This window comes from Arthrobacter sp. B2a2-09, from assembly GCF_027587375.1.
GTDB lineage: Bacteria > Actinomycetota > Actinomycetes > Actinomycetales > Micrococcaceae > Arthrobacter.
Genome location: NZ_JAMXIC010000001.1, coordinates 206,974 through 233,348 on the forward strand (window position 1 = coordinate 206,974; position 26,375 = coordinate 233,348).

A 26,375-nucleotide genomic window follows, 5' to 3' on the forward strand; every position below is an offset into this window, starting at 1 on the left:
AGGAGCCCCAGATGTCGTGGCACGTCGAGGGTACGTATTTTGAGAATTGCAACTGCGACATGGTCTGCCCGTGTTCCACTTCCGGGTTGACCGCACCGGCGGATAACGATCGCTGCAACGTGGCCCTGGCCTTCCATGTGGACTCCGGTGACATAAACGGCGTCGACGTCGGAGGCCTGACAGTCTGCATCGTCGCCGATACTCCCGCCCTCATGAGTGACGGGGGTTGGAAGATCGGTGTCCTGATGGATGCTGCTGCCTCGCCCGAGCAGGCCGAAGCGCTCGGTGGCGTCTTCGGTGGCCAGCTCGGCGGACCGATGGAGGGCCTGACACCGTTGATCGGTGAAATGGCCGGGATGGAATCCCTGGAAATGGCCTACGCCGATGACGGCCGCATGCACCAGGTCCGAATTGGCAGCGCCGTCGACATGGCGGTTGAGGACTTCGTGTCTCCGCTGGACGCCACAGGACTCGGAGTGAAAATCAGCGGGATCGGATTCCCGGCCGACACCCTGGCCGCCGGCACAGCCAGCACGGCCCGCGTGGACGCGTTCGGGATGACCTGGGATAACGCCGGAAAGAACTCCTTCTCGGCTCCCTTTGCCTGGTCGGCCTAGGTACCGCTTCCTGGCTTTCACCTGACCGCGGTCATGTGAAGGCCAGGAAAGAAGCCCTGGTTTCTCAGGCATTAACCATCGTGAACGGCAGGACGAGCCGCGACTGGTGAGTGGCGTCGCGGTAGATCTTGTGAGTGACGGGGCGGCCCACCGGCAGGTGGAAGGCGTCCGGCGGGAGCAGCGCATTGTGCTCGTCGGCCAGCGGTTCGCCGTTGGATAGTTCTGCCACGAGGCGGTGACCGGGTTTGAAGGTGTTGGCGAACGGGTAAAGGCGCAGCACATACCGGATCCCGATCCCAAGACTGCGCCGCCTGGCCGACTTTGGTCCCGGAGCGCTCAGTCACGAGGCGCCCCTGAAGCTCTGAAGCCCTGGCGCCCTGAAGCCCTGGCGCCAGCACATCAACAGGGACGCTCGCTCACACATACGGCCAAATTCCAGGACGCTCGCTCACATCATGTGAGCGAGCGTCGGCAGAAAACACCCCAAAGGTGAGCGAGCGTCTGGAGGGCACCGGCGCAACGGCGAGAAGACAGTGCGACCGGACTGCCGCCGTCGAGCGCTAGCGGAGCGACGCCGGCATATCAACAGCGACGCTCGCTCACATATACGGCCAATTTCCGGGACGCTCGCTCACATCATGTGAGCGAGCGTCGGCAGAAAACACCCCAAAGGTGAGCGAGCGTCTGGAGGGGACCGGCGCAACGGCGAGAAGACACTGCGACCGGACTGCCGCCGTCGAGCGCTAGCGGAGCGACGCCAGCACATCAACAGGGACGCTCGCTCACATATACGGCCAAATTCCAGGACGCTCGCTCACATATACGGCTAAACCACCAGGACGCGTTCCGTCCTTTACGGCATGTCAGGGTGCTTGCCGTCGCGCATCTTTCGCGCTTTCTGCGGACGGTTGCCTCACACCACCGATAGGATTGCCTTATGTCCTCACTGCGAGAAGCCCAGAAGCAGCTGACACGCGACACCATCGTAGAACGTGCGCTTGCGCTCTTCACCGAGAAGGGCTACGCCGCGACCACCATCGATGAGATCGCCGCGGCGGCCGGCACCACCCGGGTCACCTTCTACGCTTACTACCCCTCGCGCAGCGATCTGATGAAGGACTTCATGGCGCGCGTCAATGCCGTCCTCGACCGGGCGGACGGCCCTGACAGCGCGTCGACCGCCGCCGATCTGGTCGACGTCGTCCGCGTCGGCGAGCTCGAGGGAATCCTTGCCTGGCTCGAGTCGCGCGCCGCGCTTTGGCCGGTCTTCCGTCCGTACCTTGACGTGCTCGACGAAGCTGCCGCGGTCGATCGCGAGGTTCGGGACTTGGTGGACGGCTGGCATGAGGAGGTCATCTCCGACATCGTCCGCGGCCTCCAACTCGCCGGACGTTTCTCGGACGAGACGCACCGCATCCGCGGAACACTCGCCTTCACGCAGCTCGACTTTGTGGCCACGCTTTGGACGCGCCGCAAGCTCGAGCCAAATCGCGACCATGCGCTTGAGGTGCTCGCTGACAGCTGGTACCACCTGCTCTGCGACGAAGGATAATCAAGTTCAACGCGCAGACCCCGTGGGATCATTCGAGTCCACGCGGGCTGCCTGGCTGACGAAAGGGTCCAGATGAGCTACAAATATCGAACCGTCCGGGTTCGCGGCACCGAGTTGGTTGGAACTATCGCGCGAAAACACGGCAGCGCGCCGGAGATCTACGAAACCTCGAAGGACGCGAACACTTCGGTAGTTCCCGTGTTTTTCCAGGCAACAGGCGAGATCCGCTTCTTCGACAGGTCAATGCTGGAAGACGTCGTGACGCCGGCCAGCTAGCGGCAGTGGCGCGTCCCCGGAACTGACCAGAAAACGTTTGATTTTGGGGGTCCTGCGACTTGTGGTCTTTGGTGGCAGCTTTTGTGGCCCACACTTGGCAGGTGCGTACTTTTGGTGTTGAAGAAGAATTTCTGGTCGTGGATCCTGACAACGGCAGCCCCGTACCTCTCGCTGGCGATGTGTTGCGCCTTCATAGCGCGGGTCCCCAGGGGATGGCTCCTCCTTTCCGCCCGACGTTGGCGATCGAGCTTCAGCAGGAACAACTTGAAGTCATCACCTCTCCGCACAGCAGCCTGAGTGCACTCGCCGCTGAAATACGTGCTGGACGCTCTTACGCCGATTCGCTTGCCCGGAAGGCGGGCGCGAGAATCGCCGCCCTCGCGACGTCGCCGCTGCCGGTCACTCCGCATGCAACAAAAACCGAGCGCTACGACGCACTCCTGGAAAAGTTCGCTCTGACGGCCAGAGAGCAGCTGACTTGCGGATATCACGTCCATGTTTCCGTTGATTCGGATGAGGAAGGCGTCGCAGTCTTGGACCGGATCAGATCCTGGCTTCCGGTCCTGACTGCACTGAGCTCGAATTCCCCGTTTTGGAACGGGGTCGACAGCGGTTACGCCAGTTTCCGGACCCAAGCCTGGAACCGATGGTCCAGCTCCGGTCCCACGGATATCTTCGGATCTGCTCAGGCGTATCACTCGTTGGTGGCGGCCTTGTCGGGGACCGGAGTGGTCATGAGCCCGGACTTTGATGCTCGCCTGTCCGCCCGGCACCCTACCGTCGAGGTCCGTGTCTCGGATGTTTGCCTTGATGCCCGGGATACCGTGCTGATTGCGGCTTTGGTGCGTGCCTTGGTGGACACCGCTGCGAGGGAATGGGAGGCCGGTCAAAGGCCGGACATGGTTTCTGCCACTGTCTTGCGTCAGGCCGCCTGGCGAGCGAGCCGGTTCGGCCTGCACGGAGAGCTGCTCGACCCGAATACCCATAAGCCCGACGCTGCAAGGCATGTCCTCGCCGCACTCCACTCCCACGTCCGCGATGCTCTCGAAGAGACCGGGGACGCGCACTACGCCAAGGAGGGATTGCAAAGGATCCTCAGCCAAGGCACGGGAGCCGCCCGGCAACGGCAAGCCCACGAACGCACCGGCAGTCTCGCCGGAGTCGTCGCATATGCAACTGGCGTTACCCACCTAGAACCCGTTGATCACCGGGACCCCGGCGAACCATACATCAGGGCAGACGCAGGGACTGCCACCCTCGTTGCGAGTTAGCCGCCGTCTTCTAATGTGAGCGAATCCCGACCAAGGTGGGGCATGCCGCTGCGGTCGGTCGAAATTGCGGCTCCATCGGAGTGCGCCGTTAGGGTGAGGCATGAGCGATAAGGGAAAGACCTGGCACGAAAACCACAAGGAATCCTTGACGAAGGGTCAACGCGCCGCGGATGTCATGCGGAACGGGATGGGCAGTTGGCCATTCGTCGGCGGTTTTGTCGGGTTCATGATCCTCTGGGCAGCCATCAACAGCTGGGCGTTGGCGAACAACGCCTGGGATCCGTATCCGTACATCTTGTTGAATCTCTTCCTCTCGATGCTGGCAGGGCTGCAGGGAGCCATCCTTCTCATCGCCGCCAAGCGACAGGATGCGATTGCCGCGGTGATGTCCCGGCACGATCACGACACCAACGTGAAATCCAAAGAGGAGATCGACCTGCTCATGGCCATCAACAGTCAGCAACTGGAAATCCTTCGGGAACTGCAGGTACTTGCAGCCGCAGGGAACGTCAGGATCGATACAGCTGCGGGCAAAAGCTAAGGCGGCCATTCCTGATGCACGACTCTTAATGCACTACGGCGAGGCATTCACTGCCGGAACCAGGACCAGGAAGGAATCCAATGACTGAAGGCAACAATTCCCCCAACAAACCTACGATGTCAGCGATTTGGTCCGACGGCCTTGGCCGAGCCGGGATTCGTTCGGGGCAGATGCTCCTGGTCATCACTCTGGTGTCAGTGATTGTGTGGGCGATGACCAGCGTGCCGCTCGTCGTCATACCGGTGACGATCGCGCTCATTCTTGCCTCGGCAATCTCGCCTCTCGTGCGTTGGCTGACTGCTCGCCGGTGGCCCCGGGCCCTCGCGGTCGCAGCATCGTTCGTGGGGATTCTTGCCGTCTTCGGCGGAGTCATCACCGGAATCGTCTTTCTTATCAGGGCGCAATCCAAGGAGCTTGCCGTGAAATTCACTGCCGGCATCGACCAACTGCACCAATTCCTGAACAACGGACCCTTCAGGGTCAGCGACGAGCAGCTCCGCTCCGTGGCAGATTCCATCCAGCGCTTCTTCACGAGCAGTACCTTCGGTGCCGAAGCGCTCACCGGGGCCCGTACTGTCGGTGAAATTCTGGCCGGCTTGGTCCTCATGGTGGTGATCTTGTTCTTCTTCCTCAAGGACGGTGAGAAGATCAGGACCTTCCTCTTCGGATTCCTTCCGGCGGGTCACCGCGGGAAGGCCCATCTGGCTGCGGAACGGAGCACCACCGTTCTGGGAGGCTATGTCCGGGGAACGGCTCTCATCGCAGCAGTGAACGGCCTGATCATAGGGACAGTCCTGGCCATCCTCGGTGTCCCGCTTGCCCTGCCTCTGGGCGTTTTTGTGTTTATCGGCGGGTTCATTCCCATCGTTGGTTCCACCGCGGCCGGTACCCTCGCTGTGGGTGTCGCCCTGATCTCCAACGGTCCCGTGACGTCACTCATCGTCCTCGCTGTCCTCATCGCGGCCAACCAGCTTGAGCACCATTTCCTTCAACCCGTTTTGATGGGTAAGGTCCTGAGCATTCATGGACTGGCCATTTTGCTGGCCTTGGCCATTGGCACGATGCTCGCAGGCATTATCGGTGCCTTGTTGGCCGTACCCACCGCCGCCGTTGCTTGGACTGCCATCAAGACGTGGACCGGGCGCGGCGAGCCAGGTTCCGCTGGTATCGACCCCAGCGATGGAACCGTGGCCTGAACAGGACTCACCGCCAAAGCTCGATCCTACGGTTGGGCGAGGAGCTCGTCGTGCAGTTGTTGCAGGTGGGACGGTTGTTCTTCAAGTGCCCGCGTGGCCGGCGGGGGACTGGGTGCCTGAACGCCGGCGAGGGGGTCGTCGGTGCGGGGGACGGTGAGGCTCAAGGCCCCGCTGACATCAGGTGCCGCCGCATCGCGGCGGGTCAGAGCCGGGAGATTCCAACGATGTTCGATGGTCGCAAGGATGCTGGTGTGATCGAGGGGGACAGGACCAGGGGCTCGGAAGACCGTCCCACCCGGGATGAGTGGACTGATCAGTACCGTTGGCACCCGCAGCCCGAATCGGGTGAAATCGAAACCGAATTCCCCAGGGGTGTTGTCCGGCGGCGTCGCCCCCCAGGGCGGTGCGACGTGGTCGTAGCATCCTCCGTGTTCGTCATACGTGATGATGAGCAGGGTGGAGTCCCAGGCTGGCCCGTCGCGGACGGCGCGATATGCGTCGAGCAGGAACTGCTCCCCGAGCGCGACGTTGTAGTTGGGGTGTTCGCTGTTGCCCGTCGAGGACCAGGACGGCTCAAGGAACGCGTACGCCGGGAGCTTCCCGGCTGCCGCGTCGGCTTGGAAGTCAGTGAACAGGCCAATGTTCGACGCCGGAGCGTGCCGGGTGTCGTCGAAGTCCAGTTTCGTCAGGGGCGACTTCGTTTCGCCGTAGATTCTCCACGGGATGCCATGGTTGCTCAGGTGCCCGAAAATGCTCGGAACGGTGAACCGCTTGGCCTTGTCATCCAAGTTGCCTTGGCTGGTGCCGGCGCAGGCAAAGGCCCGGTTGGGCATCGTCATGGTTGGAGCTGACGCGAACCAGGCGTCGCAGACGGCGAATCCCTTCGCCATCGCTGACAGCACCGGCAGTGTCTGCGGGGTGTAGCAGCCCATGATCATTTGCTCGGTTGTCCCGGGTACCACATGCCAGCCCTTGGCCAGGTTGTCCTTGATGGCGCCGGCATAGTTGGTCACAAAGCCGGTCATGGACGGTACAGCCCCGGCCTTCGGCGCGCTGGTGCTGCCGTAGAGCTGGTCGTTGCTTGCCTGGTATCCCTCCCCGGGGTCGGCGCCCGGCATGAAGTAGACGTCAGGGGTCGAGGGAGTCAGCCGATAGACGCCGACCGGACTGCCATCGGTGCCCGGACAGGACTCCGTGCCAGTCAGTCCGTCAAACGAATATCCCCCGGGGGATACATTGCCGGAATCGGCATAGAGGTATCCGAGCATGTGATCGAACGAGCGGTTTTCAAGCATCAATACGACGATGTGCTGGACGGCGTTGAGACCAGTTACCGCCACGGTGACCATCCCCTTCGAAAAGAGTTCCTGTCCGTGCTGAACAGTCTCCCACGCCTCAGTCCCGGTCGCTACGCCTTGAGGGGCGCACATTTGCACAGCATTTATACAGGAAACGCCTAGCGGGGGTTAACTCGCGCGGTCCTAGAATTAACAGCGACGCCAGTCAAGCATCAGCCGAGGAGGCCGCGATGAACTCCAGGGAAAACGGTCAGAGGATCGCCCGGCAAGTGACATCGTGGGTGGGGGCTGCGAGCGTGGCGGGCGCGGTGGTTGTCGGAGCGGCCGTCTCGGCCCCAGCCGCGGCAGGCAACACGTCCACAGGCAACACATCCACCGGTGACACGTCTTCCGGCAACACGGGGCAGACGACGGCACCGAACTATGGCTCGCGCCACCACAACTCCTCCACATCGCCGGTACAGCCCGTCGGGCCCGGATCAGCGGGCCCGCAGGGCCAGACGTCAGGGTCCTGATGGTAACGGCGGCGCGACGCTGGGAGCTATGGAGCACCGAGGCCTGCGTTGTCGTCACCGAGCCATCGATGCTCGACCCGGCAGTCGATCTAAGCAAGGATGTATGCCTTGAAGTTGAGATGGCGTGCAGCCGTTTCCGCGACGATTCGGAGCTCATGCTCCTGCGGGGTCAGCTGGGCGACGGCCGGGAAATAAGCGACGTCCTCGCGGCCATCGTTCGCGGCGCATTGGCTGCGGCGGAAATGACCGACGGCGATGTGGATCCGACACTCGGGAACGTATTGCTTGGCCTTGGGTATGACCGGGATTTTTCTCTTCTCGGTGTGCCGCGCAGCCTCGGCCCGGAGTCGCGGGGGGCAGTTGCTGTCGCACCAGTTGCACCGGGGTGGACCCGGATAGTACTTGCCGGAAACAGGCTGAGAGTACCCACGGGCCTGTTGCTCGACTTTGGTGCAATCGGCAAGGCCTTGGCAGCCGACTGGGCCGCGGACCGGATTGCGTCGAGGCTTGGATGCGGTTCGATGGTGAGTCTTGGTGGCGATCTGGCTACTGCGGGGGAGGCGCCGCCGGAGGGCTGGGTGGTGCTGGTCCAGGATCTGCCGGGCGATCCCTCGGTCTGTGTGGGGCTCAGCTCTGGCTATGCGTTGGCCACGTCAAGCACGCAAAAGCGCCTTTGGAACCATTCCGGTCGGGAGGTCCATCACATCATCGATCCGCACACCGGATTGCCTGCGGAAGCCGTATGGCGGACGGTCACGGTTGCAGCGAAAAGCTGCGCGGACGCCAATACAATCGCGACCGCATGCGTTGTGCGCGGGCGCCGCGCGCCGTCGTGGTTAAGGGAACTAGGCGTGCCTGCCCGCTTGGTAGACAGTGCAGGCAGAGTATCCACTTTCGGGAGTTGGCCTCCGGATGAGTTGGCGGATCAATCATGAACACGGTATTCGATCAGGCTCTTTGGGCCGTGGGTCGCGGCTCCGGCGTGGTGGCCATGGTGCTGCTGACACTCTCGGTCCTGCTGGGCATAGGCGCCCGGTCTGGGCGGCCCGTCGTCGGGATCCCGCGTTTTGCCGTGACTTTGGTGCACCGCAATGTCTCCCTCTTTTCGCTCATTTTTGTCGTCGTCCATGTTGTCTCCTTGCTCTTTGATCCGTTTGCCCAGCTGAGGCTGGTCGATTTCTTCGTTCCGTTCCTCGGCGCGTTCAAGCCTTTCTGGCTCGGGCTGGGGACGATCGCGTTCGATCTCCTCGTTGTCGTGACGGTCACAGGCCTGCTACGCAACAGGATCGGTCCCCGGGTGTTCAAAGCCGTACATTGGCTGGTTTACGCGATGTGGCCTGTGTCGCTGGTTCATGCCATGGGAAACGGCACGAACGGCCTCCAGCCCTGGTTCCTGGTCATTGCGATGCTTTGCCTGGCTGCCGTTGGCGGGGCCCTCGCGTGGAGGTTGCACGAGAATTTCGTCGAGTACCGGAACGTGCGCAGCCAGGAAAACCCATGACACCGGATCAGGGAACCACCAGCGTCCGGGGCCGCATCGCAGGGCCAACAGGCGTCATCAGGCTGTTCGCCGCGGGCACCGCAGATTTCGGCAGCCACCACGCGGCCTTTGGCCCTCTGCCGGAAATGGATCGGGCTTCCCTGATTGACGAACTGTTGCGGTCCGGGCTGGACGGCCGCGGAGGGGCTGGATTCGCGGCCTGGCAGAAGTTGTCCTCAGTCCCGGCGGATGGCAGACACCCAGCCATCGTTGCCAACGGGGCGGAAGGCGAACCGCTGAGCAAGAAGGACGCGGCCCTGCTCCACAACGCCCCGCACCTGGTGATCGACGGACTCCTGATCGCAGGCCAGAGCCTTGGCGCCAGGGAGCTGCATCTCTATGCGGGCGCCGAGCAGCTGGATCCTGTCGCGCGCGCCCTCAAAGAGCGCGGGGAGTCACGCATACGCGTGCATGAAGCGCCCGGTACGTTCATCTCAGGCGAAGCAACGGCAGTGGTCAGCGCTATCGCCGGCGGCACGCCGATCCCTCGCGACCGAACGGAGCGGCTGACCAAGAGTGGCCTGAATGGCCGCCCCACCCTGCTCCACAACGTGGAGACACTGGCCCACCTCGCACTGATTTCCCGCTTCGGAGCGGCCTGGTTCCGTAGCCTCGGAACCGGCTCCGCGCCAGGAACCCGGCTCGTCACCCTGTCAGGGAACGCCGGCGGGCCAAGGGTGTACGAGATCCCGAGCGGCATGGCATTGACAGATATCCTGCTGAGCATCGGCATCGACCCGCACACTGTTCAGGCAGCCCTCGTGGGTGGATACCACGGCACGTGGCTCGCCGCGGAACAACTCGACGCACCGTTCTCGAAGGAAGGCTTGGCTCCGTTGGGTGCCCGGACCGGTGCCGGAATCATTATGACGCTGGGGTCCGGGTCCTGTGGCCTCGCAGCAACTGCGGACATCCTCGGGTACCTGGCTCGCCAGTCAGCACGCCAGTGTGGACCCTGCACCAATGGCCTACCCGCCATCGCGAGCCTCGTCGAGCGTCTGGCCTACGGGGACACCGACGGGAAACTTCCGCAGGAGATCAGGAGGCTCGCCGCCTTGGTAACCGGCCGGGGTAGCTGCGCCCATCCGGACGGGACAGCCCGGCTTGCCTCTAGTGCCCTGATGGCATTTGGCTCCGACGTCGAAGCACACCTGCGCGGGCGATGCGAGGCGTTGCGTTGAACGGGCCAGGGGCGCCTCGCATGAGAATGCACATCGACTGGACCCGCTGCGACGGCCGGGGTCTATGCATTGAATTGCTTCCGGAACTACTCACCCGCGACGATTGGGGCTACCCGGTGGGCCGTGGCGGATCCGAGATCGCGATACCTCAAAACCTCGAATCCGCGGCCCACGATGCCAGAGCGCTCTGCCCCACACAGGCGCTCAGCCTTCATGGGTGAAGGTATCGCCCCAGCTCCGGCGCCTATACTCCGACTATGAATGAGACGAAGCCACGCATTCTTTTGGTCGAGGATGACGTGCAGCTTCGGGCGATGCTGGAAGAGTTGTTAGTTGGCGAGGGCTACGAGGTGTCCAGCGCTTCGGATGGCCAAAAAGGCCTCCATCTCGCCCTGACCGTCGAATTCGATGTCCTGGTCCTGGACCGGGGCCTTCCGGTAATGGACGGATTGAACCTGTTGACGAAATTGCGCAGGGAAGGCGTCGAGACTGCCGCGCTCATACTCTCCGCACTGGGCAATCCGGCGGACAGGGTTGAGGGACTCGACGCCGGGGCAGAGGACTACCTGTCGAAGCCTTTCGACGTCGATGAACTTCTGGCGCGTTTGCGTGCCTTACGACGCCGGCATATCACCACGGCGACGACCCTGCGGATCACCGGTGGTCGTTTTGACCTCGAATCGCGCAGTGTAGTCCGCCCTGATGGTTCCGTCGTGGTGTTGTCGGAACGGGAAAGCGCCTTGCTGGAGGAGTTGGCACGTTGGCCAAACCGGGTGTTCGGCCGCGACGAGATTCTTGAGTACGTCTTTCCGAACGCCGAAGAAGCAGGGGTGGTGGATACCTATGTCCATTACCTCCGGCGGAAGCTGGGACGAGGGAGCGTGCGGACGGTTCATGGCGTCGGCTACAGGATCGGCACGCTCGCATGAAGGGCCAAGCCGAGGATGAGCTGCAGCGGTCCTCCTGGCGGCTGGCCCTGCAGACCGGAGCTTTGCTGGTGCTGCTTTTGGTGGCGATTGCCGGATCGGTGCTGTTGATTGTCAGCGCGAGCCAGGCCACCGCAGCCCAACGACTCCTGACCACTGCCACAGAGCACGTGGATTCGATCGTGGACGCTCCCGCGGGAACCTGGTTGGCGATATCCAGCCAGGGCGTGTTGACGGTTTCCCCCGGCATGCCGCCTGGGCTACCTGATCTGAAGGCCATGGAGGCTGTTGCCGCCAACGGAGTGGCCGCCGAGGAGGACGTTTCAATCGGGGGCCGCTCGTATACCGTCCGTACCGCAGATTCCGGCGCCCGGGTAGTCCAAGCGGTATTCGATCGTCACGAGAATCTGGAGGAGCTGAACCGGCTGGGAGTTGCCCTCCTGTTGACCTGCGGGGGAGCGGTGGTTTTGGCGAGCCTCCTGGCCGTCTGGTTGGCCCGGCGCGCCATGCGGCCCATGGCTGAGGCTCTTGACCGGCAGCGGCGATTCGTCGCTGATGCAAGCCACGAACTGCGCACCCCGCTGACGTTGCTCAGCATGCGTGCTCAAATGCTGCGTCGACGCATGGCTTCTTCGTCGCCGCTGGAGCCGCCGGCGGACATCGAGGCGGACGTGGACGCCATGATCGAGGATTCGCGCTCACTGACTCGATTGCTCGAAGACCTGCTCATCTCTGCGGATGCGCGGAGGGTCGAGCTAACGGACGTCGACGTCGTGGCGCTGGCGGAGGACGTCGTCGAATCGTTTTCGGCCCCTGCCGCACGCCGTGGCGTCGTGGTTGAGCGAAACGGAATAGCCGGCCCGATGGGGATCACCGCCGTTCCGACGGCGCTGCGCCGGCTTTTCGTGGCGTTGCTGGACAACGCCGTCCGTTTCGCCCGGTCACGCGTGGACGTGGGTGTATCGACAGACTCGAGGACGCTGGTCATCACGGTCCGCGATGACGGGCCCGGATTTGCCGACGACGTCAAGACGCGGGCCTTCGAACGGTTTGCAACCTCGGCGCCTGCCGACGCCGCACCCGAGGACGGCACCGCGCCGCGCCACTACGGTCTGGGACTCGCACTCGTCGCTGAAGTGACCGCGCAGCACGGCGGCCGGGTGGAAATCGGCACGCAACCATCCGGAGCGGTCATCATTGTGCATCTGCCGATGATCCGAGGAAATCCCGGGCACTCTCCTGCGCCCGGGGCCCGGGTCCGCGCCGTGGTTTCCAGGCTTCGAAGAATGTTCTAAGAACCCGAACCTAGCATTGCGGCATGAGCAGACCATGGTCCATCGCGGGAGTGACTAGATGACGGCCCGGGCGGGAGCAACGGGCAGGACGGCCAGTCAGCGGCGGGTGCCACAACGGGCGCGTTATCTGCGCCGGGCTCGTTTGGCGGACCTGTTGGAGACGATTGTCTGGTTGTCGGTGGCGCTCGTACTGGCACTGTTTCTGGCAGACAGCGGACTGGTGGAATTCAAAACCGTCCCGGGCGCCTTTACCGCCGTCGGCATCATCGCAGGACTCGTGGGGACCGACCTGATGCTGATCCAACTCCTCCTGGCAGCGCGGCTCCCGGTCATTGACCGGGCATTTGGCCACGACCGGGCCTTGCTGGTCCACCAGCGGTTGGGCAAACCGGTCTTTTACGTTATTTCCTCACATGTGCTGCTGCTGTGGATCGGTTACGCGCTGACGGCACGGTTGAACGTGTTCGCCGAGATCTGGGACATGTTCATCTCGTTACCGGACATGAAAGTCGCATATCTGGGGTATGCGCTGCTGGCGGTCGTCGTGATCACCTCACTGGTTCTTGTCCGGCGGAAATTTTCCTACGAAGCGTGGCACGTGGTGCATTTTCTTGCCTATGCTGCCGTGCTCGCCGCCCTGCCGCACCAGTTCAGCACCGGGCAACTGTTCGCGGATGGAACCTGGGCGCGCTACTACTGGCTAGCTCTCTACTTTGGGGTCGCCGCCGCACTGCTCGTCTATCGGTTCATCATTCCCGTGTTGCGGACTCTGCGCCACGATCTTCGGGTCAGCAATATCGTCACGGAGGCGCCCGGCGTGTACTCAATCGAGATGACCGGACGTTCCCTGGCGGATCTAAAGGTCCGCGGCGGGCAATTCTTCATCTGGCGCTTCTGGTCGCGCGGGCTATGGTGGCACGCCCACCCCTTCTCGCTCTCGGCGGCCCCGGGGATCCTCCGCCTGAAAGTGACCGTCCGTGAACTCGGCGGCGGAACCGCCGAGCTCAGTTCGCTCAGGATTGGAACAAGGGTAAGTATCGAGGGACCCTATGGGCTCTTTACGGACCGGGCCCGCACTACACGGCGGGCGGTCGCCGTCGCAGCCGGCATCGGAATTACGCCCATCATCTCTTTGCTTGAGCAGGGCGATTTCGCTCCCGGCGAGATGACGGTGATAGTTCGTGCGCCGGACGAGAAAGGCCTCTACCTCTACCAGGAGCTTCAGAAGCTGTGCATCAAGAAGTCGGCAGTGCTTTATGTCCGCCTGGGGCGTCGGCCGAAGAGGGGCCACGACAGCTGGTTGCCGGCCCGGGACGCCAGCCACCGCATGAGCCTCTCGACGATCGTTCCCGACGTCCGGGACGCCGACGTGTTCGTGTGCGGACCCCGCGACTGGACTGACCTCGTGGTCGAGGACGCGAGACAGGCCGGAGTGCCGAGGTTCCGGATCCACTACGAAAGGTTCAGCTGGTGAGAGCTCGCAGCGCAATACTGGCCGGCCTCGCTTCCGCCGCCGTTCTCCTGATCGGATGGCACGCCGGAAACCAGGCAGATTCCACTACAGGGACCGCTACCGCCAAGGCGGCCAAACCGCCGTCGGGCGCCGGGACGCCCGCGGGAACAGGCGCTCCGCCGTCGGGCACTGGATCGGCGGCCGGCACCAGCTCCGGTCTTGCGGGTCCGGCCGCCACGGGCGCCAAAGACGGAACCTTCGATGGCAGCCAGATCCAGACCCGATATGGCACGGTGCAGGTCCAGGCCGTGATATCTGGCGGCAAGATCGCCGACGTCGTGCCGTTGCAGTTGACCGACGTCGGGTCCCTGTCCGGCGAAATCGACCAGCAGGCCGTGCCGATGCTCAAATCCGAGGTGCTCTCAAGCCAATCAGCCAACGTGGACACGGTGGGAGGGGCAACGTATACCAGCCAGGGCTACCTCAACTCACTGCAGGCCGCACTCGACGCCGCAAATTTCAAGGGGTAGCAGGTGGAGCTAGCCGTGCCGCTCAGGCTGGAACGGAGGCCATAACGCGTTCGCCATTGAAGTATTCGAGCTGCCAGCCATCAATGGCATGGTGGTGGGCGAGGTTGAGCACGGCGTTGTCGATGCTTTGAAGAGTGCGGCCGACTGCGCGCCCGAGGCTCACGCGGAGTAGCGTCCCGTGGGCGACAACAAGGACGCGGCGGCCGCGGAACTCTTCGGCCAGCGCCTCCAGGGCGGCCAAACCGCGGGAGGCCGCCTCGTCCTCGCTTTCCGCGCCACGGAAGCCACCGGGGATGCGCAGTGCGTCCAGTTCAGGTCCTGCCTGCAGGCCCTCGGCAGGTCCAAAGCGACGCTCGGTGAGCTCCGGCACGCGCCGGTCCACGCTAAGCCCCAGCCCCGCGGAGATCAGGTCGGCGGTCTCCGCTGCACGGCTCAGCGGTGACGAAACGATGACGTCCCACTCGTAGCCGGACAGGGCGCCGACGGCGTGGCGCGCCTGGCCGCGGCCGACGTCGTTCAGTGGAATGTCGGTGGATCCCTGCAGCCTGCGCTGGGCATTCCAGTCAGTCTGGCCGTGGCGGACGAGGGCGAACGTAGTAAGGGGCATGCCTTCCATTCTGCCTTGGGATAATTCCGCGGACAGCCAATGCTCCTTCTTCGGATTGCCTTCCGCGTGCAAGTGAACGTGGCATGAAGGTTCGGTCAATAGGTGTCGCGAAGCCGGAAAACCGGCCCGGCTGACCGTCCAGCCTTTATACGGTGGACCCATGAATGCCTCCCTAAAGCGTCGTAGTGCCCTCACTGGCGGGCTGGTTCTGGCCGTCTTTTCAGCTCTCCTAAGCCCCGTTGGCCCCACCCATGCGGATGATGTCCGGAAGAGTGACAACGGCACGGATCAGAGTTCCCACCTCAACCTTGGCGCCGCTGACCTTCCCGAGAACCGGACAGTGACAACGCTCGCCCCCGGGGTCACGCTAACAAAAATCAGCCGAGGCGAAGCTGACTCTTCGCTTTTCTGGACGGCCGAGGTGGCCATTCCCTCTGACTCGCCGGATCCGGATGCTCCGACGTCGGCGCTCTCAAGCCAGGTCACTGCGCAGCGCACGGCGGACAAGCTCAAGGCCGCCGGCGTCGATGCCCGCGTTGAACATGTCCAGTCGCCGCAGCTTGCGGACGCCGGAGGCGATTTGGGCTACCGGGTCCGCGCGGGCCACCTCGCCGCCCAGGCCGACGGCGCCTCCGTCGTCGCGAAGATCAAGGCCGCCGGTTTTGCCTCCTCAGTGATTTACACAGGTTGGGACGGCGACGCCGAGACCAGCACGAAGACGCGCGGACCGTGGAATCTTGAAGTCATCACGATCGACCCTGCGACGTACCAGGGCCAGCTCGCCGCCTCCTTCGGCCCGGACCTGGAGAAGCGGGAGACAACCAGCCAACTAGCATCCGACGCCCACGCCATCGCCGCTGTGAACGCAGGCTTCTTCGTCTTCGATCCGAAGGCCGGTGCGGAAGGTGACCCTGCCGGGGTCGGTGTCTACGGCGGCAAGACCCTCAGCGAACCTGTGGCGGACCGCCCGGCCCTTGTCATTGACGGAAAGAAGAATGCCAGCAGCATCCAGCGACTGACCTGGGCAGGGAAAATCTCCTCCTCTTCCGGGGAAGCGCCGTTGGACGGCATCGACCGGGTACCTGGCCTGATCCGCAACTGCGGCGGCGCCAACGACCTGCCTACCTCAGGCCCACTCCAAGACGTCACCTGCACGAATTCCAACGAGCTCGTCACCTTCACTCCGGAGTTCGGGCCGTCTACGCCTGCCGGTCCGGGCCTTGAAGTGATGGTGGACAGCCACGACACCGTTACCTCCATCGCTGAAACCCGCGGCGCGTCCGTCCCTTCGGGCGGACACGCCATCCAGGCCACCGGAACCGACGTCGCACGGCTCCGCGCACTCGCTCCCGTGGGCGCCAAGCTGAAAATCGACGTCGGACTGCTCGGCCAGGACGGGAAGCCACTGCACACCAACAAGGCCACGAGCGTCGTCAACGGCGGCCCGGTGCTGGTCAAGGACGGCAGTGAAGACGTGACTGCCCGGCATGACGGCATGGTGCATCCCAACGACGGAAACAGCTTCTACTACGGCTGGGTCCACAAGCGGAACCCTCGGACCTTCGCCGGGACCGATGCCCAGGGCAAGACCCTGCTTGTCACCGCGGATGGACGCTCGACCGCCTCGCTCGGACTGAGCCTGAAGGAAGAGGCCGACGTCGCACTGTCACTCGGCATGGTTCAGGCGATGAACCTGGACGGCGGCGGATCAACAACAACCGTTGCCGAAGGAAAGGTCCAGAACAGCCCGTCGGGCGGATCGGAACGTGCTATCGGGGATGCGCTCCTTGTGCTTCCGGCCCGCAAGGACGAGCAGTAGCTCGGAGGCCCTTCCTGCGCCAGGGGCTCTTGGCTAGATCCAGTCCCGCTTCTTGAACGCCAGGTACAGGAATATTGAACCGCCGGCCATGAGTGCGCTGGATAGCCAGAGGCCGTAATCGTTCTGGAAGCCGAAGAAGGGCACGTTCTGCCCGAAGAAGCCGGTCACGGCAGTGGGGACGGCGATGATCGCGGCCCAGCTGGTGACCTTCTTCATGACCAGGTTCATCTGGTTCCCCTGGATACTGATGTGGGTTTCAAGGATCGTGGTGACCAGGTCACGGAGCGATTCCGTCCATTCCGAGGCGCGCAGCACGTGGTCGTAAACGTCCTGCAGGAAGGGCTGCATCGCGGGGCTGCAGCCGACCAGGTCCTCCCGCCGGAGGAGGGTGTTGAGGACTTCACGCATGGGAAGGACGACGCGGCGGAGCCGGACGAGGTTCTTGCGGAGTTCGAAGGTCTTCCGCTGCAGGTCATGGTCGGGGGAGTGGTCGTCGAAAAGCGACTCTTCGAGGGCATCGATATAGCCATCGAGTTCCTGGACGGCGTCGAAGTGGCCGTCGACAATCATGTCCAGCAGGCCCCAGAAGAGGAAAGGCACCCCGTGTTGGGCCAGGTCGGTTTCCGCGTCCCAGTGCGCCATCAGCTTTTCGGTGTCGAAGTCGGTCCCGTGCACCGTCACCAGGGCGTTGTGGGTCACGAATGCCGAGATCTCAGCGACGGCCAGTTCCCCGGTGCCAGGTTGCAACCTCGCCTGGTAGGCCGAGAGGAACAGATGGTTCGGGTATCGGTCCAGTTTGGGCCGCTGAAAGTCGTGGACGGCGTCCTCGACGGCTAGTCGGTGAAGCCCGTACACCGTTTCGACGCCGAGCAGGTCATCCGCCGTCGGGTTCGTGTAGTCGATCCACAGCACCACGTCATCCTGGTGGGCCAGGGCTTCGATCTCGTGGGCACTGACATCGCTACGTTCGAGTTTGCCTTCGCGGTATAGCCGTATGAACACCATCCGCCCCATGGTACGGGACGCGTATCCGTGGTTCCTGAGTGGTCAGGGGGCCGGTATCTAAGCAGCTCCGACGCACTGGACGGGGTCAGTGCGGCCCGCCATGATGAAGGGAGGCGCGGGGGCTGGATCGTCAACCGCAGTTTTGCGAGTGGCACCCGCAGTGGAGGCGCGGTGACATGACACGCAAATCGGTGCCGGCGGAGCGGGCGAAATCAGTAGTTTCCCTTGACCCCAGTGGGACTTTCCTGGCCGAATACTTCGCCCAGGTGCCCCCTGAGGATCTGCGGAGCTACAGTCCTGAGACGCTCCGGGCGCGGGCTGAGCACCATCTGAAAGTGGCGTCGTCACGGGCGCCCGGGCAGGCCGTCGTCGGGATCCTGACCGAATTGGATGCCAGCGTTGTCGCCGTGGTCACCGAGGATATCCCGTATCTGGTCCACTCCGTCACGGCGGAGCTCACTCGCGACGACACGTCGATCCGCCTCCTTGTCCATCCAAGCTTTCGGGTGATTCGGGACCCGGTGTCCCACGAGTTACTGGAAGTCTGCCTCGGAACTTCAGCGGAGGGCGCTTTGGCAGGAACCGCACCGGAGGCCGAGGGGACCGAGGTCTGGATAGCTGCGGAGGTTGGCAGGCTGGCGGATGCAGCGGCCGTAAGGGAACTGACGGAAAACCTGCAGAGGGTGCTGGATGATGTTCGGGTTGCCGCCGACGACGCGGCCGCCATCCGGGGCAAGGTCGCCGAAGCCGCGGCCTCGGTGGACGGATTCCAGCGCGCTGTAGTGCCGCCACCGGAACAGCTCAGTGAGCTGCTCCTCTGGCTTGACGACGGCAACTTCCTGTTTCTCGGTTACGCCGAATATGAACGCACGACGGCGGGTGGCCAGGAAATGCTCTCCGAACGGCAAGGCTCCGCGCTGGGTCTGCTGAGGCGGTCGCAGGGGGACGCCGTAGGAAGGCCCGGGCCAGGCGTACCCGGCATCCGCGAATCCCCGGTACTCACTTTTGCCACCTCGGAGGTGCGGTCTACCATCCTGAGGCGCTCGTATCTGGACGAAGTGCGCCTGAAAATGTTCGATGAGGCCGGCCGGGCCACCGGGGAACGACGCTTCTTGGGGTTGTTCACGCCCGGCGCCGCGCACCAGTCGGTCCGGCGGATTCCGTTCATCCGAGAGAAGGTCCAGACGGTCAACGAGAGACTAGGATTTGCGCCCCGATCGCACCAGGCCAGGGACTTGATGGCAATCCTGGAGACCTTTCCGAGGGACGAACTGTTCCACATTGAAGCGGATGACCTCGCGCGCCTGGCGGGAGAAATTCTTCGTGTCGAGGTGCTGCAGCGGATCCGCGTATTCCTGCGAGCTGACAGCTTCGAACGGTTCGTGTCAGCCTTGGTCTTCTTCCCGCGCCGCCGCTACAGCACGGCAGTCCGGCTGTTGATGGAAGAAGAACTCAGGCGGGAGTTCAAGGCGGAGTCTATCGATTTCGAGGTCCGACTGACCGAGTCACCCATGGCGCGAGTGTTCTTCCGGATCCATGTAGGTGCCGCGCCGGACGCCCCGGTGGCCAGCGCCGCCGTCGTCGACCCCTCCCAACTCGAGCAGCGCCTGATAGCTGCTACCCGCTCATGGTCGGACGGGCTCGACGACGCGATCCGCGACCGCTTCCCGACGGCGCAGGCCGCACGGCTCACCGGGCTCTGGTCGGAAGCGTTTCCGCCAAGCTATCGCGCGGTCTACGACGTGGAAGCCGCGATCGGGGACATCATCAATTTCGAGACGTTCGACCTGGACGGAGTAGGCGGCAGGCCATACGGGGATCCGCTGCTCACGGTATACGTCAGGAAGGGCGTCTCGAGTACGCTCGCCGAGGACGCCCGGATCCGCCTTTACCTGACAAGGCCCAGGAGCCTCACGCAGATCCTGCCCTTCCTGCACAACCTCGGTCTCGAAGTGCTGGACCAGCGGCCTTTCGAGCTTCGGCGCGGTACCGGCCAGGACGTGTTTCTTTACGACCTCGGCGTGAAGTATCCACCCGGCGTCGACCCTGAGGAGACCAGCGAACTGCTCGCGGAAGCCTTCACCGCCGCCATGCGGGGGGACATCGAATCCGACCGGATCGACGCACTCGTCATCCGGGAACGGGTTGCGTGGCGGCAAGCCGCAATCCTGAGAAGCTACGCGAAGTACCTCCAACAGCTGGGGACAACCAACTCGTACGGATTCATCGCGGACACGCTGATCAGCAACGTCCGGGCGACGCACGCGCTCCTGGCACTGTTCCAAGCGAAGTTCGATCCCGGACTGGACGAGTCTGACCGCGTCCGGGACACGGCTGTGGCGAAGGAAGAGTTGTTGGCCGCGATCGACGAAATTCCGGTGCTCGACGCAGACCGTCTGCTGCGGACCTTCATGAACCTCGTGGAAGCGACAACGCGGACCAACTACTTCCTGGACAAGGCCCACCTGAGCTTCAAACTCAATCCTGCTGCGATCGCCAATGCCCCGTTTCCGCGGCCGAAGTACGAAATCTGGGTCTACTCGCCGCGGGTGGAAGGCGTCCACCTTCGTTTCGGAGCCTTGGCGCGCGGGGGTTTGCGTTGGTCCGATCGAAGCGAGGATTTCCGGACCGAGGTCCTGGGACTGGTCAAGGCGCAAAACGTGAAGAACTCCGTCATTGTCCCGACAGGTGCCAAGGGAGGCTTCTATCCCAAACGATTGCCGGACCCGGTCATGGACCGTGAGGCCTGGCTCGCTGCAGGCCTCGAGTGCTACCGGACCTTCATCAAGGGCATGCTGGACCTCACGGACAATCTGCTCACCTCAGAGCGGGGCGAATCGGTGGTGACCCCGGACCGCGTCGTGCGCCATGACGGCGATGACTACTACTTGGTGGTTGCAGCCGACAAAGGAACAGCATCGTTTTCAGATGCAGCCAATTCCGTGGCCCAGGAATACGGCTTTTGGCTCGGCGACGCCTTCGCTTCCGGAGGATCCGTGGGATATGACCACAAGCAGATGGGCATCACGGCCCGTGGCGCGTGGGAATCCGCTAAACACCATTTCAGCGCGCTCGGCATGGATTCACAGAGCGAAGACTTCACTGTGGCCGGCATCGGAGACATGAGCGGCGACGTCTTCGGAAACGCGATGCTGCTCTCGCCGCACATCCGGCTGGTGGCGGCATTCGACCATCGGGACATTTTTCTTGATCCGGACCCCGACGCGGCCTCGTCGTTCGAAGAACGCAAGCGTCTCTTTGCTCTTTCCCGTTCGTCCTGGGCCGACTACGATCGTTCGTTGATCAGCCAAGGCGGGGGTGTCCACTCCCGCCGGGCCAAAGCCATCGAGATCACCGAGCAGGTCCGGACGTGCCTCGGCCTGGAGCCGGGGACGGTCTCGCTGACTCCCCACGCACTGATGCAGGCCATTCTCCGGGCGCCCGTGGACCTGCTCTACAACGGTGGCATCGGCACCTACATCAAAGCCGCCACGGAAAGCCATACGGATGTCGGGGACAAAGCCAACGACGCCATCAGGGTCAATGGCAAGGAGTTGAGGGCCCGGATCGTGGCGGAGGGCGGGAACCTGGGCGTCACGCAGCGCGGCCGGATAGAGGCGGCCCTGAACGGCGTCCTCCTCAACACCGATGCGATAGACAATTCGGCCGGCGTGGACTGCTCGGACCACGAGGTCAACATCAAGATCTTCGTTGACCGGATGATAGCGGCACGGAAGATGCGGTCCCCGGAACGTGCGGGCTTCCTGCATTCCCTGACCGACGAGGTAAGCCGCTTGGTCCTGGCAAACAACATGGACCAGAACGTCCTTCTTTTCAACGACCGGCACTTGGCGCTGGAGTTGAGTCCTGGGTTTGAGCGGATCATGGACTGGCTGGAGAGCGCCGCGGAATTGGACCGCGGCTTGGAGGGGCTGCCGAGCACGGAACAGCTCCAGGACAGGCTTCGCTCAGGCACCGGACTGACCTCGCCGGAACTGTCGGTGCTTGCCGCCTACGCGAAGATCGAACTGGCCAGGGAACTCACTGCCAGCGACCTCGCCGACGATCCCTGGTTCAAGCGGGTTCTCCGTAGCTACTTTCCTCGCGAGCTGTCCGAGCGCTTTGATACTGAGATGGACTCCCACCCCCTGCGCCGGCAGATCATCTGCACGGTGGTGGCCAACGACATGATCAACCTCGGAGGGATCACTTTCGCCTTCCGCGCCATCGAGGAAACCACGGCCACCGCGGCGGCCGTGGCCAGGGCCTTCGTGGTTGTCCGCGAGGCTTATGAGCTGCAGCGGTTCGCAGACAGGGTCGCCAGCCTGCCTCCCGGGTTTCCCAGCGAACACGCCTCCGCGGTGGCCCTTCCACTGCGCAGGCTCCTCGACCGGGCAGCCCGGTGGTACGTGACACACGACCATCGGGACCAACCCATCGCCGAAGCCCTGAAGAGGATCGGGCCGACCTTGAACCTGCTGCGGACTCGGACCACGGAATTTCTGCGCGGCTCGGACCTTGACCGCGCCGAGCAACGGTTGGCGCATTGGAACGACGTCGGGATGCCGGGTGATCTGGGGCGGCGCGCCTCCGATTTGCTGGAGAGCTTCTCCCTCCTGGACATCTCGCTAGTGGCGGAGCAAGTGGATGAACCCCTCACCACCATCGCCGACATGTACCACACGGTCATTCATTGGATCGGCGTGGGAACGCTGTTGCTCCGGATCACTGACCTGCCGCGGCAAAGCCGGTGGGAAGCCCTGGCTCGTGCAGCCCTGCGTGACGACGCCTATTCCGCCGTCGTCGACATCACCATTTCCGTCATGCGGACGACCCGGGCGAGCGGGGCCTCCGGCGCCTCTGCCGTGGACCGCATTGTTGAGTGGGAGAGCGGACGCAAGGAGCAACTGGGAAGGATCAAGGACACTTTCGTGGAGGTCACCAAACCCGGGCAGGTAGACCTCGCGTCGATCTCGGTGGCCCTGAAACTCCTGCGAACGCTCGCGAAGCGTTAGCGGCAGTCCCGCATCCTAACCCCTCGCGCGCAGCTCCCGCCGAAGGATCTTCCCCGACGCCGACTTGGGAATCACCTCGAGGAACTCGACCGATCGCACGCGTTTGAACGGGGCCACCCTTCCGGCGACGAACTCCATGACCTCCCCATCCCCGAGCTCGGCACCCGCCTGCCGGACGACGAACGCCTTCGGCACCTCTTCGCCGTCGTCCGCGTGTATCCCGATGACCGCGGCGTCCGCGATACGGGGGTGGGTGAGCAGGAGCGCTTCGAGCTCGGCAGGCGCGATCTGGTAGCCCTTGTACTTGATCAGCTCCTTCAGCCGGTCGACGATCGTCACGACGCCGTCGGCAGTGACGGTCGCGATGTCGCCGGTGCGGAGGAAGCCATCCGGATCGATCGTTGCAGCGGTTGCGTCGGGCCGGTTCAGGTAGCCGAGCATGACCTGCGGGCCGCGGACGAGGAGCTGCCCGGGTGCGCTCGGTCCTTCGGCCGGGACTTCGATCTCTTCGTCCGTGGCGGGGTCGAGGAGCTTGCACTCCGTATTTGGCACGGTATAGCCCACCGAGTCGAGTGGGACGCGCTCGGCGCCGTCGCGCGGGATGGCATGGGATACGGGGCTCAGCTCGGTCATGCCGTAGCCCTGGAGCATCGTGCAGCCGAGCCGGTCCGCAACAGCGTGCCCCAGTTCGCCGTCGAGGGGCGCTGCTCCCGAAAGCACAGCGCGGACGGACGAGAGGTCGTATTGGTCCACCAGCGGATGCTTCGCGAGCGCGACGGCGATGGGCGGCGCGATGAAGAGGTAAGTACAGCGGTGGTCCTGTGTGATGCGGAGGAACTCGGCGAGGTCGAATTTCGGCATCGTGACGAGCCGGGCCCGCTCGCCGAGGGCGAGATTGAGCAGCACGGTCAGGCCGTAGATGTGGAAGAAGGGCAAGACGGCGAGCAGCACATCGTCGGGAGTGACGCGGAAGAAGGCACTGGACTGAGCGACGTTCGCCACGAGGTTGTACTGGCTCAACAGGACGCCCTTCGGAGCGCCGCTCGTGCCCGAGGAGTAGGGCACGACGGCGGCGGCGTGCGGATCGACGCTGAGCGTCGGCGCCGGAAGGCCGGCTTCGAGCACGTCCGCGAGCGAGGGATGCCCCGCTGACGCAGCGAGCTCGCCGCCGTCGAGCACCACGAGCCGGTCCGCCGGGATGCCGGCAGCCAGCGCCGCGGCCTGCGCCCGCTCAAGGAAGGGTGAGATGGTGAAGAGCCAGGAGGCGCCCGCGTCCGTGAGCTGGCTGCCGACTTCATCGGCGGTATACAGCGCGTTGACGGTGGTGACCGCGGCGCCCGCGCGGAGGATCCCGTGGAAGACGACGGCGAACGCCGGTACGTTGGGGCAGAAAAGCCCGACAGTGGTCCCGGGGCCGGCCTCGTGGCCCGCGAGCCAGCCTGCGGTGGCGTCGATTCGGCTGACGAGTTGCCGGTACGTCATTTCCGCGCCGGACGTTCCGTCCACGAGTGCAATCCGGTCAAGGTCCTCGACGCCCAGCCCACCGAATAGATACTCATAAATCGTGACTTCGGGGATCTCTACATCAGAGTATGGGCTGGTGAACATTGCGGCTCCTTCGACGCACGACGGCGGGGAGTCGCCGTCGTGCGTCCATTACACCCGGCGGCGCGGGCCGGGACAAGGGCCGCCACCGAGTCCCCTCGATCCTGCCCGCTCTTAGGGTCTACGCCTCAACTAAATCTGTGCAGGACGCGTCCACGTAGGCCGGGGTGTGCCAGGGGCGGCCGGTTCGATCCCTTTGGGGGAGCGGATTATGGTGGCGGGTCGGGGCGGGAAGCTGCGGCATTGCGGAAGGACTGGTTTGCCGTGCAACGGGAACTGGAGGCGTGGGCGACGGACCGCGGAGTGGGACTTCCGGGCATAGATCGGTGATCAGGCCCATTCCCGCATATTCGCGAACGTCACTGATGCCGCACACCGCGGCGGGCTTGTCGGGAAAGGACCTGGAGACGGCTACCACTGTTCCGTCCGGCGCTTTGAGCCTGAATCTGAAGCTCGTGTCCTCGTCGATGAAAAGTTCAAACATCCCGGTCATGCGTATCCTCCTGAACAGCGGGCGGCTCGTGACGCCCGGTAGGTCTCGCCGGGTCCGGGGCGCGGCGTTGCGCCCCAGCTTTTTTGGTCCGGCAAATGGATCATCTGACTCACAGTGTGTGGTGCTCGCCACACGGTGTAGTTAACTAAAATACGGGGAAGAACCTTGGCTGGCTAGTGCACCAGGACGGGAGTATGGTCACCGCTGCTCGAGGATCCGGTGTGCGGCGTCTTGGGCGGCCAATGCCGTGTCGTCCACAATCTGGCCGGGCAAGTGTCCCGCGGCGGCCATGGCCCGCCGCAACTCCGCCACGGTGCGAGGGGTGCCTGCGCCCCGGTGTGCCATGGCATGGCAGTTGGCGCATAGGGGCACGAGGTCCGCTATGGGATCCAGCCGATAGCCGCTGCCAAGCTGTGAAACAGGAACCACGTGGTGGACGTGGATGAAGTCTTTGCCCATATCCCCGTAGCTTACTTCGAACGAGAAAGTGCACACGGCACAAGACGTTCCGTGGAAGGCCAGGCAGATCCGGCGGGCGTCAGGGTTTCGCTCGTAGCGGTTCGTTTCAATCCGGCTGACGGCTTCTTCCGGGTACGTTCCTGGAACGGTCTGGTATGGCTCGGAGGCGACTGGTCCGTGCTCGCGCCATACGCGTTGGAGGCCCGGTTCGGATTCTGAAGGGATGAGCCGTCCGGAACCGCGGAAGGTGTTCCAAGCCACGTCCGGCACTTCGCTGGAGAGGACACTCGACGGTATCTGGCCGCCGAGGGGGAGCAAGGCATCGAAGGCCACGCTTATATACCGCGCGGTAGTGTTCGGCTCGGAGCGTTGTGGCACCTCGTAGGTTTCGGACATGACGACGCCGTGTCCAATGAGCCCGCGTCCGTGTTGGCCCCGGCCTTGCAGGAGAAGCCATGCGTGGTTGCCGGCTTGGATCTTCCGGTGTCTCCCGACGTCCCATCGGTCCAGGAATAGACCTGTTTCGGCGACCTGCTCCATCACAGCCTCATAGTTCCAGCCGTTCCAGAGCCCTGGATTCCATCCCAGAATGATGGCTGCCATGGCTACTCCTCCTTACGTGCCTGTTCAGCTATGCGAGTCGGGTCCGGACGATTTCGCTGACGGCCTTGCCGTCGAAGCGGCCAGCGACCTTTGCTGTGACGGGCTTCATCACGGCGCCCATCTGCCTGATCGTGAGTTCCTGGCCACTGGCCTTCAGCGCAGCGATTGCCTCGTCGACGATGTCCTCGACTTCGGCGGGGGTCAACATTTTGGGCAGGTACGCCTCGATGACTTCTGCTTCGGCGATTTCCGCCCCAGCGCGCTCGGCCTCGCCGGCCTCCGTGTAGATGCGGGCCGTGTCCCGGCGCTTGGCGGCTTCCTTCTGCAGCAGGGCCGTCACCTGGGTGTCGTCCAGCTCGATGGGTGTCTTGCCGGACTTCTCCCGCGTCTCGATTTCGCCCAGGACGTTGCGGACGGTCGTGAGCGCGGTCTTGTTTCGGTCCTTCATGTGAACCACGACGTCGGCATGCAGGCGTTGCTTCAGGGTGCTCATTGTGTTTCCCTCTCCTTGGTGGTTGATTTCATTCTTCACGGTCTGGCCCATCTGTGCAGAAGAGCCATGCAGCCTGCCCGTCCGC

General features: G+C 63.7%; 25 protein-coding genes. 17 read left to right on the forward strand and 8 right to left on the reverse strand.

Annotated features, from left to right (window positions below; genetic code table 11):
* Positions 1 to 11 precede the first annotated feature (11 nt).
* Positions 12 to 617, forward strand: coding sequence for a DUF1326 domain-containing protein (locus NFJ07_RS01010; RefSeq protein ID WP_269991836.1), 606 nt, complete (start codon positions 12 to 14; stop codon positions 615 to 617).
* 64 nt (positions 618 to 681) lie between these two features.
* On the opposite strand, the gene NFJ07_RS01015 is transcribed toward NFJ07_RS01010, so the two are convergent.
* Positions 682 to 897 carry a hypothetical protein gene (locus NFJ07_RS01015; protein ID WP_269991838.1) on the reverse strand — a complete coding sequence of 72 codons (216 nt, stop codon included), beginning with the start codon at positions 895 to 897 and terminating at the stop codon, positions 682 to 684.
* 657 nt (positions 898 to 1,554) lie between these two features.
* On the opposite strand from NFJ07_RS01015, the gene NFJ07_RS01020 reads away from it, so the two are divergent.
* From NFJ07_RS01020 to NFJ07_RS01040, 5 genes are all read left to right on the forward strand, one after another.
* Entirely contained in the window at positions 1,555 to 2,169 is a 615-nt protein-coding gene (locus tag NFJ07_RS01020; RefSeq protein ID WP_269991840.1) for a TetR/AcrR family transcriptional regulator, read from the forward strand.
* A gap of 72 nt (positions 2,170 to 2,241) precedes the next feature.
* Positions 2,242 to 2,445, forward strand: a complete 204-nt coding sequence (locus NFJ07_RS01025) for a hypothetical protein (RefSeq protein ID WP_269991841.1) — start codon at positions 2,242 to 2,244, stop codon at positions 2,443 to 2,445.
* A 101-nt stretch (positions 2,446 to 2,546) separates the two neighbouring features.
* Positions 2,547 to 3,716 carry a carboxylate-amine ligase gene (locus NFJ07_RS01030; protein ID WP_269991842.1) on the forward strand — a complete coding sequence of 390 codons (1,170 nt, stop codon included), beginning with the start codon at positions 2,547 to 2,549 and terminating at the stop codon, positions 3,714 to 3,716.
* A 100-nt stretch (positions 3,717 to 3,816) separates the two neighbouring features.
* Positions 3,817 to 4,257 carry a DUF1003 domain-containing protein gene (locus NFJ07_RS01035; protein WP_269991843.1) on the forward strand — a complete coding sequence of 147 codons (441 nt, stop codon included), beginning with the start codon at positions 3,817 to 3,819 and terminating at the stop codon, positions 4,255 to 4,257.
* Positions 4,258 to 4,337: 80 nt separating this feature from the next.
* Positions 4,338 to 5,453 carry an AI-2E family transporter gene (locus NFJ07_RS01040; protein WP_269991844.1) on the forward strand — a complete coding sequence of 372 codons (1,116 nt, stop codon included), beginning with the start codon at positions 4,338 to 4,340 and terminating at the stop codon, positions 5,451 to 5,453.
* 26 nt (positions 5,454 to 5,479) lie between these two features.
* Here NFJ07_RS01040 and NFJ07_RS01045 read toward each other — a convergent pair whose 3' ends face one another.
* Positions 5,480 to 6,883 (reverse strand): alkaline phosphatase family protein, encoded by a 1,404-nt coding sequence (locus tag NFJ07_RS01045; RefSeq protein ID WP_269991845.1) that lies wholly within the window; start codon positions 6,881 to 6,883, stop codon positions 5,480 to 5,482.
* 98 nt (positions 6,884 to 6,981) lie between these two features.
* Here NFJ07_RS01045 and NFJ07_RS01050 point away from each other — a divergent pair, with 98 nt between their 5' ends.
* The 9 genes from NFJ07_RS01050 to NFJ07_RS01090 all read left to right on the forward strand — a co-directional run bounded on the left by NFJ07_RS01050 (position 6,982) and on the right by NFJ07_RS01090 (position 14,191).
* Positions 6,982 to 7,266: a hypothetical protein gene (locus tag NFJ07_RS01050; protein WP_269991847.1), complete on the forward strand. Its 285-nt coding sequence runs from the start codon at positions 6,982 to 6,984 to the stop codon at positions 7,264 to 7,266.
* Positions 7,266 to 8,201 (forward strand): FAD:protein FMN transferase, encoded by a 936-nt coding sequence (locus tag NFJ07_RS01055; RefSeq protein WP_269991848.1) that lies wholly within the window; start codon positions 7,266 to 7,268, stop codon positions 8,199 to 8,201. The genes NFJ07_RS01050 and NFJ07_RS01055 overlap by 1 nt, the downstream gene beginning before the upstream one ends.
* Positions 8,198 to 8,767: a ferric reductase-like transmembrane domain-containing protein gene (locus tag NFJ07_RS01060; RefSeq protein WP_269991849.1), complete on the forward strand. Its 570-nt coding sequence runs from the start codon at positions 8,198 to 8,200 to the stop codon at positions 8,765 to 8,767. The genes NFJ07_RS01055 and NFJ07_RS01060 overlap by 4 nt, the downstream gene beginning before the upstream one ends.
* Entirely contained in the window at positions 8,764 to 9,987 is a 1,224-nt protein-coding gene (locus NFJ07_RS01065) for an NADH-ubiquinone oxidoreductase-F iron-sulfur binding region domain-containing protein (protein ID WP_269991850.1), read from the forward strand. The genes NFJ07_RS01060 and NFJ07_RS01065 overlap by 4 nt, the downstream gene beginning before the upstream one ends.
* A 20-nt stretch (positions 9,988 to 10,007) precedes the next feature.
* Positions 10,008 to 10,208 (forward strand): ferredoxin, encoded by a 201-nt coding sequence (locus tag NFJ07_RS01070; RefSeq protein ID WP_269991851.1) that lies wholly within the window; start codon positions 10,008 to 10,010, stop codon positions 10,206 to 10,208.
* 36 nt (positions 10,209 to 10,244) lie between these two features.
* Positions 10,245 to 10,916: a response regulator transcription factor gene (locus NFJ07_RS01075; RefSeq protein WP_269991852.1), complete on the forward strand. Its 672-nt coding sequence runs from the start codon at positions 10,245 to 10,247 to the stop codon at positions 10,914 to 10,916.
* Entirely contained in the window at positions 10,913 to 12,208 is a 1,296-nt protein-coding gene (locus tag NFJ07_RS01080) for a sensor histidine kinase (RefSeq protein WP_269991853.1), read from the forward strand. Before NFJ07_RS01075 ends, NFJ07_RS01080 begins: the two co-directional genes overlap by 4 nt.
* 154 nt (positions 12,209 to 12,362) lie before the next feature.
* Positions 12,363 to 13,682, forward strand: coding sequence for a ferredoxin reductase family protein (locus tag NFJ07_RS01085; RefSeq protein ID WP_269991855.1), 1,320 nt, complete (start codon positions 12,363 to 12,365; stop codon positions 13,680 to 13,682).
* Positions 13,679 to 14,191 (forward strand): FMN-binding protein, encoded by a 513-nt coding sequence (locus NFJ07_RS01090; protein WP_269991856.1) that lies wholly within the window; start codon positions 13,679 to 13,681, stop codon positions 14,189 to 14,191. Before NFJ07_RS01085 ends, NFJ07_RS01090 begins: the two co-directional genes overlap by 4 nt.
* 22 nt (positions 14,192 to 14,213) lie before the next feature.
* On the opposite strand, the gene NFJ07_RS01095 is transcribed toward NFJ07_RS01090, so the two are convergent.
* A complete protein-coding gene (locus NFJ07_RS01095; protein WP_269991858.1) occupies positions 14,214 to 14,798 on the reverse strand; it encodes a histidine phosphatase family protein in 585 nt (194 codons plus the stop codon).
* A gap of 160 nt (positions 14,799 to 14,958) precedes the next feature.
* Here NFJ07_RS01095 and NFJ07_RS01100 point away from each other — a divergent pair, with 160 nt between their 5' ends.
* Positions 14,959 to 16,617, forward strand: coding sequence for a phosphodiester glycosidase family protein (locus tag NFJ07_RS01100; RefSeq protein ID WP_269991859.1), 1,659 nt, complete (start codon positions 14,959 to 14,961; stop codon positions 16,615 to 16,617).
* A gap of 33 nt (positions 16,618 to 16,650) precedes the next feature.
* Here the strand turns inward: NFJ07_RS01100 and NFJ07_RS01105 are convergent, their stop codons facing one another.
* Entirely contained in the window at positions 16,651 to 17,622 is a 972-nt protein-coding gene (locus NFJ07_RS01105; protein ID WP_269991861.1) for a magnesium transporter CorA family protein, read from the reverse strand.
* A 176-nt stretch (positions 17,623 to 17,798) separates the two neighbouring features.
* Between NFJ07_RS01105 and NFJ07_RS01110 the strand changes: the two genes are divergently transcribed.
* Complete coding sequence (locus tag NFJ07_RS01110; protein ID WP_269991862.1) at positions 17,799 to 22,637, forward strand: NAD-glutamate dehydrogenase; 4,839 nt, start codon at positions 17,799 to 17,801, stop codon at positions 22,635 to 22,637.
* Between the two features lie 15 nt (positions 22,638 to 22,652).
* On the opposite strand, the gene NFJ07_RS01115 is transcribed toward NFJ07_RS01110, so the two are convergent.
* The 4 genes from NFJ07_RS01115 to NFJ07_RS01130 form a co-directional block, all read right to left on the reverse strand.
* Positions 22,653 to 24,245, reverse strand: coding sequence for an AMP-binding protein (locus tag NFJ07_RS01115; protein WP_269991863.1), 1,593 nt, complete (start codon positions 24,243 to 24,245; stop codon positions 22,653 to 22,655).
* A 118-nt stretch (positions 24,246 to 24,363) separates the two neighbouring features.
* Positions 24,364 to 24,735 (reverse strand): YegP family protein, encoded by a 372-nt coding sequence (locus tag NFJ07_RS01120; protein WP_269991864.1) that lies wholly within the window; start codon positions 24,733 to 24,735, stop codon positions 24,364 to 24,366.
* A gap of 198 nt (positions 24,736 to 24,933) precedes the next feature.
* On the reverse strand, positions 24,934 to 25,797 hold the full coding sequence (locus NFJ07_RS01125) for an HNH endonuclease (RefSeq protein WP_269991865.1): 864 nt from the start codon (positions 25,795 to 25,797) through the stop codon (positions 24,934 to 24,936).
* Positions 25,798 to 25,825: 28 nt separating this feature from the next.
* The gene (locus tag NFJ07_RS01130) at positions 25,826 to 26,290 is read right to left on the reverse strand and encodes a GatB/YqeY domain-containing protein (RefSeq protein WP_269991867.1); all 465 of its coding nucleotides are present in this window, start codon (positions 26,288 to 26,290) and stop codon (positions 25,826 to 25,828) included.
* Positions 26,291 to 26,375: the final 85 nt, after the last annotated feature.

Coding starts and splice junctions, on each gene's coding strand:
- NFJ07_RS01010 (WP_269991836.1), top strand. CDS start 12: ATGTCGTGGCACGTCGAGGGTACGTATTTTGAGAATTGCAACTGCGAC.
- NFJ07_RS01020 (WP_269991840.1), top strand. CDS start 1,555: ATGTCCTCACTGCGAGAAGCCCAGAAGCAGCTGACACGCGACACCATC.
- NFJ07_RS01025 (WP_269991841.1), top strand. CDS start 2,242: ATGAGCTACAAATATCGAACCGTCCGGGTTCGCGGCACCGAGTTGGTT.
- NFJ07_RS01035 (WP_269991843.1), top strand. CDS start 3,817: ATGAGCGATAAGGGAAAGACCTGGCACGAAAACCACAAGGAATCCTTG.
- NFJ07_RS01040 (WP_269991844.1), top strand. CDS start 4,338: ATGACTGAAGGCAACAATTCCCCCAACAAACCTACGATGTCAGCGATT.
- NFJ07_RS01045 (WP_269991845.1), bottom strand. CDS start 6,883: ATGTGCGCCCCTCAAGGCGTAGCGACCGGGACTGAGGCGTGGGAGACT.
- NFJ07_RS01050 (WP_269991847.1), top strand. CDS start 6,982: ATGAACTCCAGGGAAAACGGTCAGAGGATCGCCCGGCAAGTGACATCG.
- NFJ07_RS01055 (WP_269991848.1), top strand. CDS start 7,266: ATGGTAACGGCGGCGCGACGCTGGGAGCTATGGAGCACCGAGGCCTGC.
- NFJ07_RS01060 (WP_269991849.1), top strand. CDS start 8,198: ATGAACACGGTATTCGATCAGGCTCTTTGGGCCGTGGGTCGCGGCTCC.
- NFJ07_RS01065 (WP_269991850.1), top strand. CDS start 8,764: ATGACACCGGATCAGGGAACCACCAGCGTCCGGGGCCGCATCGCAGGG.
- NFJ07_RS01070 (WP_269991851.1), top strand. CDS start 10,008: ATGAGAATGCACATCGACTGGACCCGCTGCGACGGCCGGGGTCTATGC.
- NFJ07_RS01075 (WP_269991852.1), top strand. CDS start 10,245: ATGAATGAGACGAAGCCACGCATTCTTTTGGTCGAGGATGACGTGCAG.
- NFJ07_RS01080 (WP_269991853.1), top strand. CDS start 10,913: ATGAAGGGCCAAGCCGAGGATGAGCTGCAGCGGTCCTCCTGGCGGCTG.
- NFJ07_RS01095 (WP_269991858.1), bottom strand. CDS start 14,798: ATGCCCCTTACTACGTTCGCCCTCGTCCGCCACGGCCAGACTGACTGG.
- NFJ07_RS01100 (WP_269991859.1), top strand. CDS start 14,959: ATGAATGCCTCCCTAAAGCGTCGTAGTGCCCTCACTGGCGGGCTGGTT.
- NFJ07_RS01105 (WP_269991861.1), bottom strand. CDS start 17,622: ATGGTGTTCATACGGCTATACCGCGAAGGCAAACTCGAACGTAGCGAT.
- NFJ07_RS01110 (WP_269991862.1), top strand. CDS start 17,799: ATGACACGCAAATCGGTGCCGGCGGAGCGGGCGAAATCAGTAGTTTCC.
- NFJ07_RS01115 (WP_269991863.1), bottom strand. CDS start 24,245: ATGTTCACCAGCCCATACTCTGATGTAGAGATCCCCGAAGTCACGATT.
- NFJ07_RS01120 (WP_269991864.1), bottom strand. CDS start 24,735: ATGACCGGGATGTTTGAACTTTTCATCGACGAGGACACGAGCTTCAGA.
- NFJ07_RS01125 (WP_269991865.1), bottom strand. CDS start 25,797: ATGGCAGCCATCATTCTGGGATGGAATCCAGGGCTCTGGAACGGCTGG.
- NFJ07_RS01130 (WP_269991867.1), bottom strand. CDS start 26,290: ATGAGCACCCTGAAGCAACGCCTGCATGCCGACGTCGTGGTTCACATG.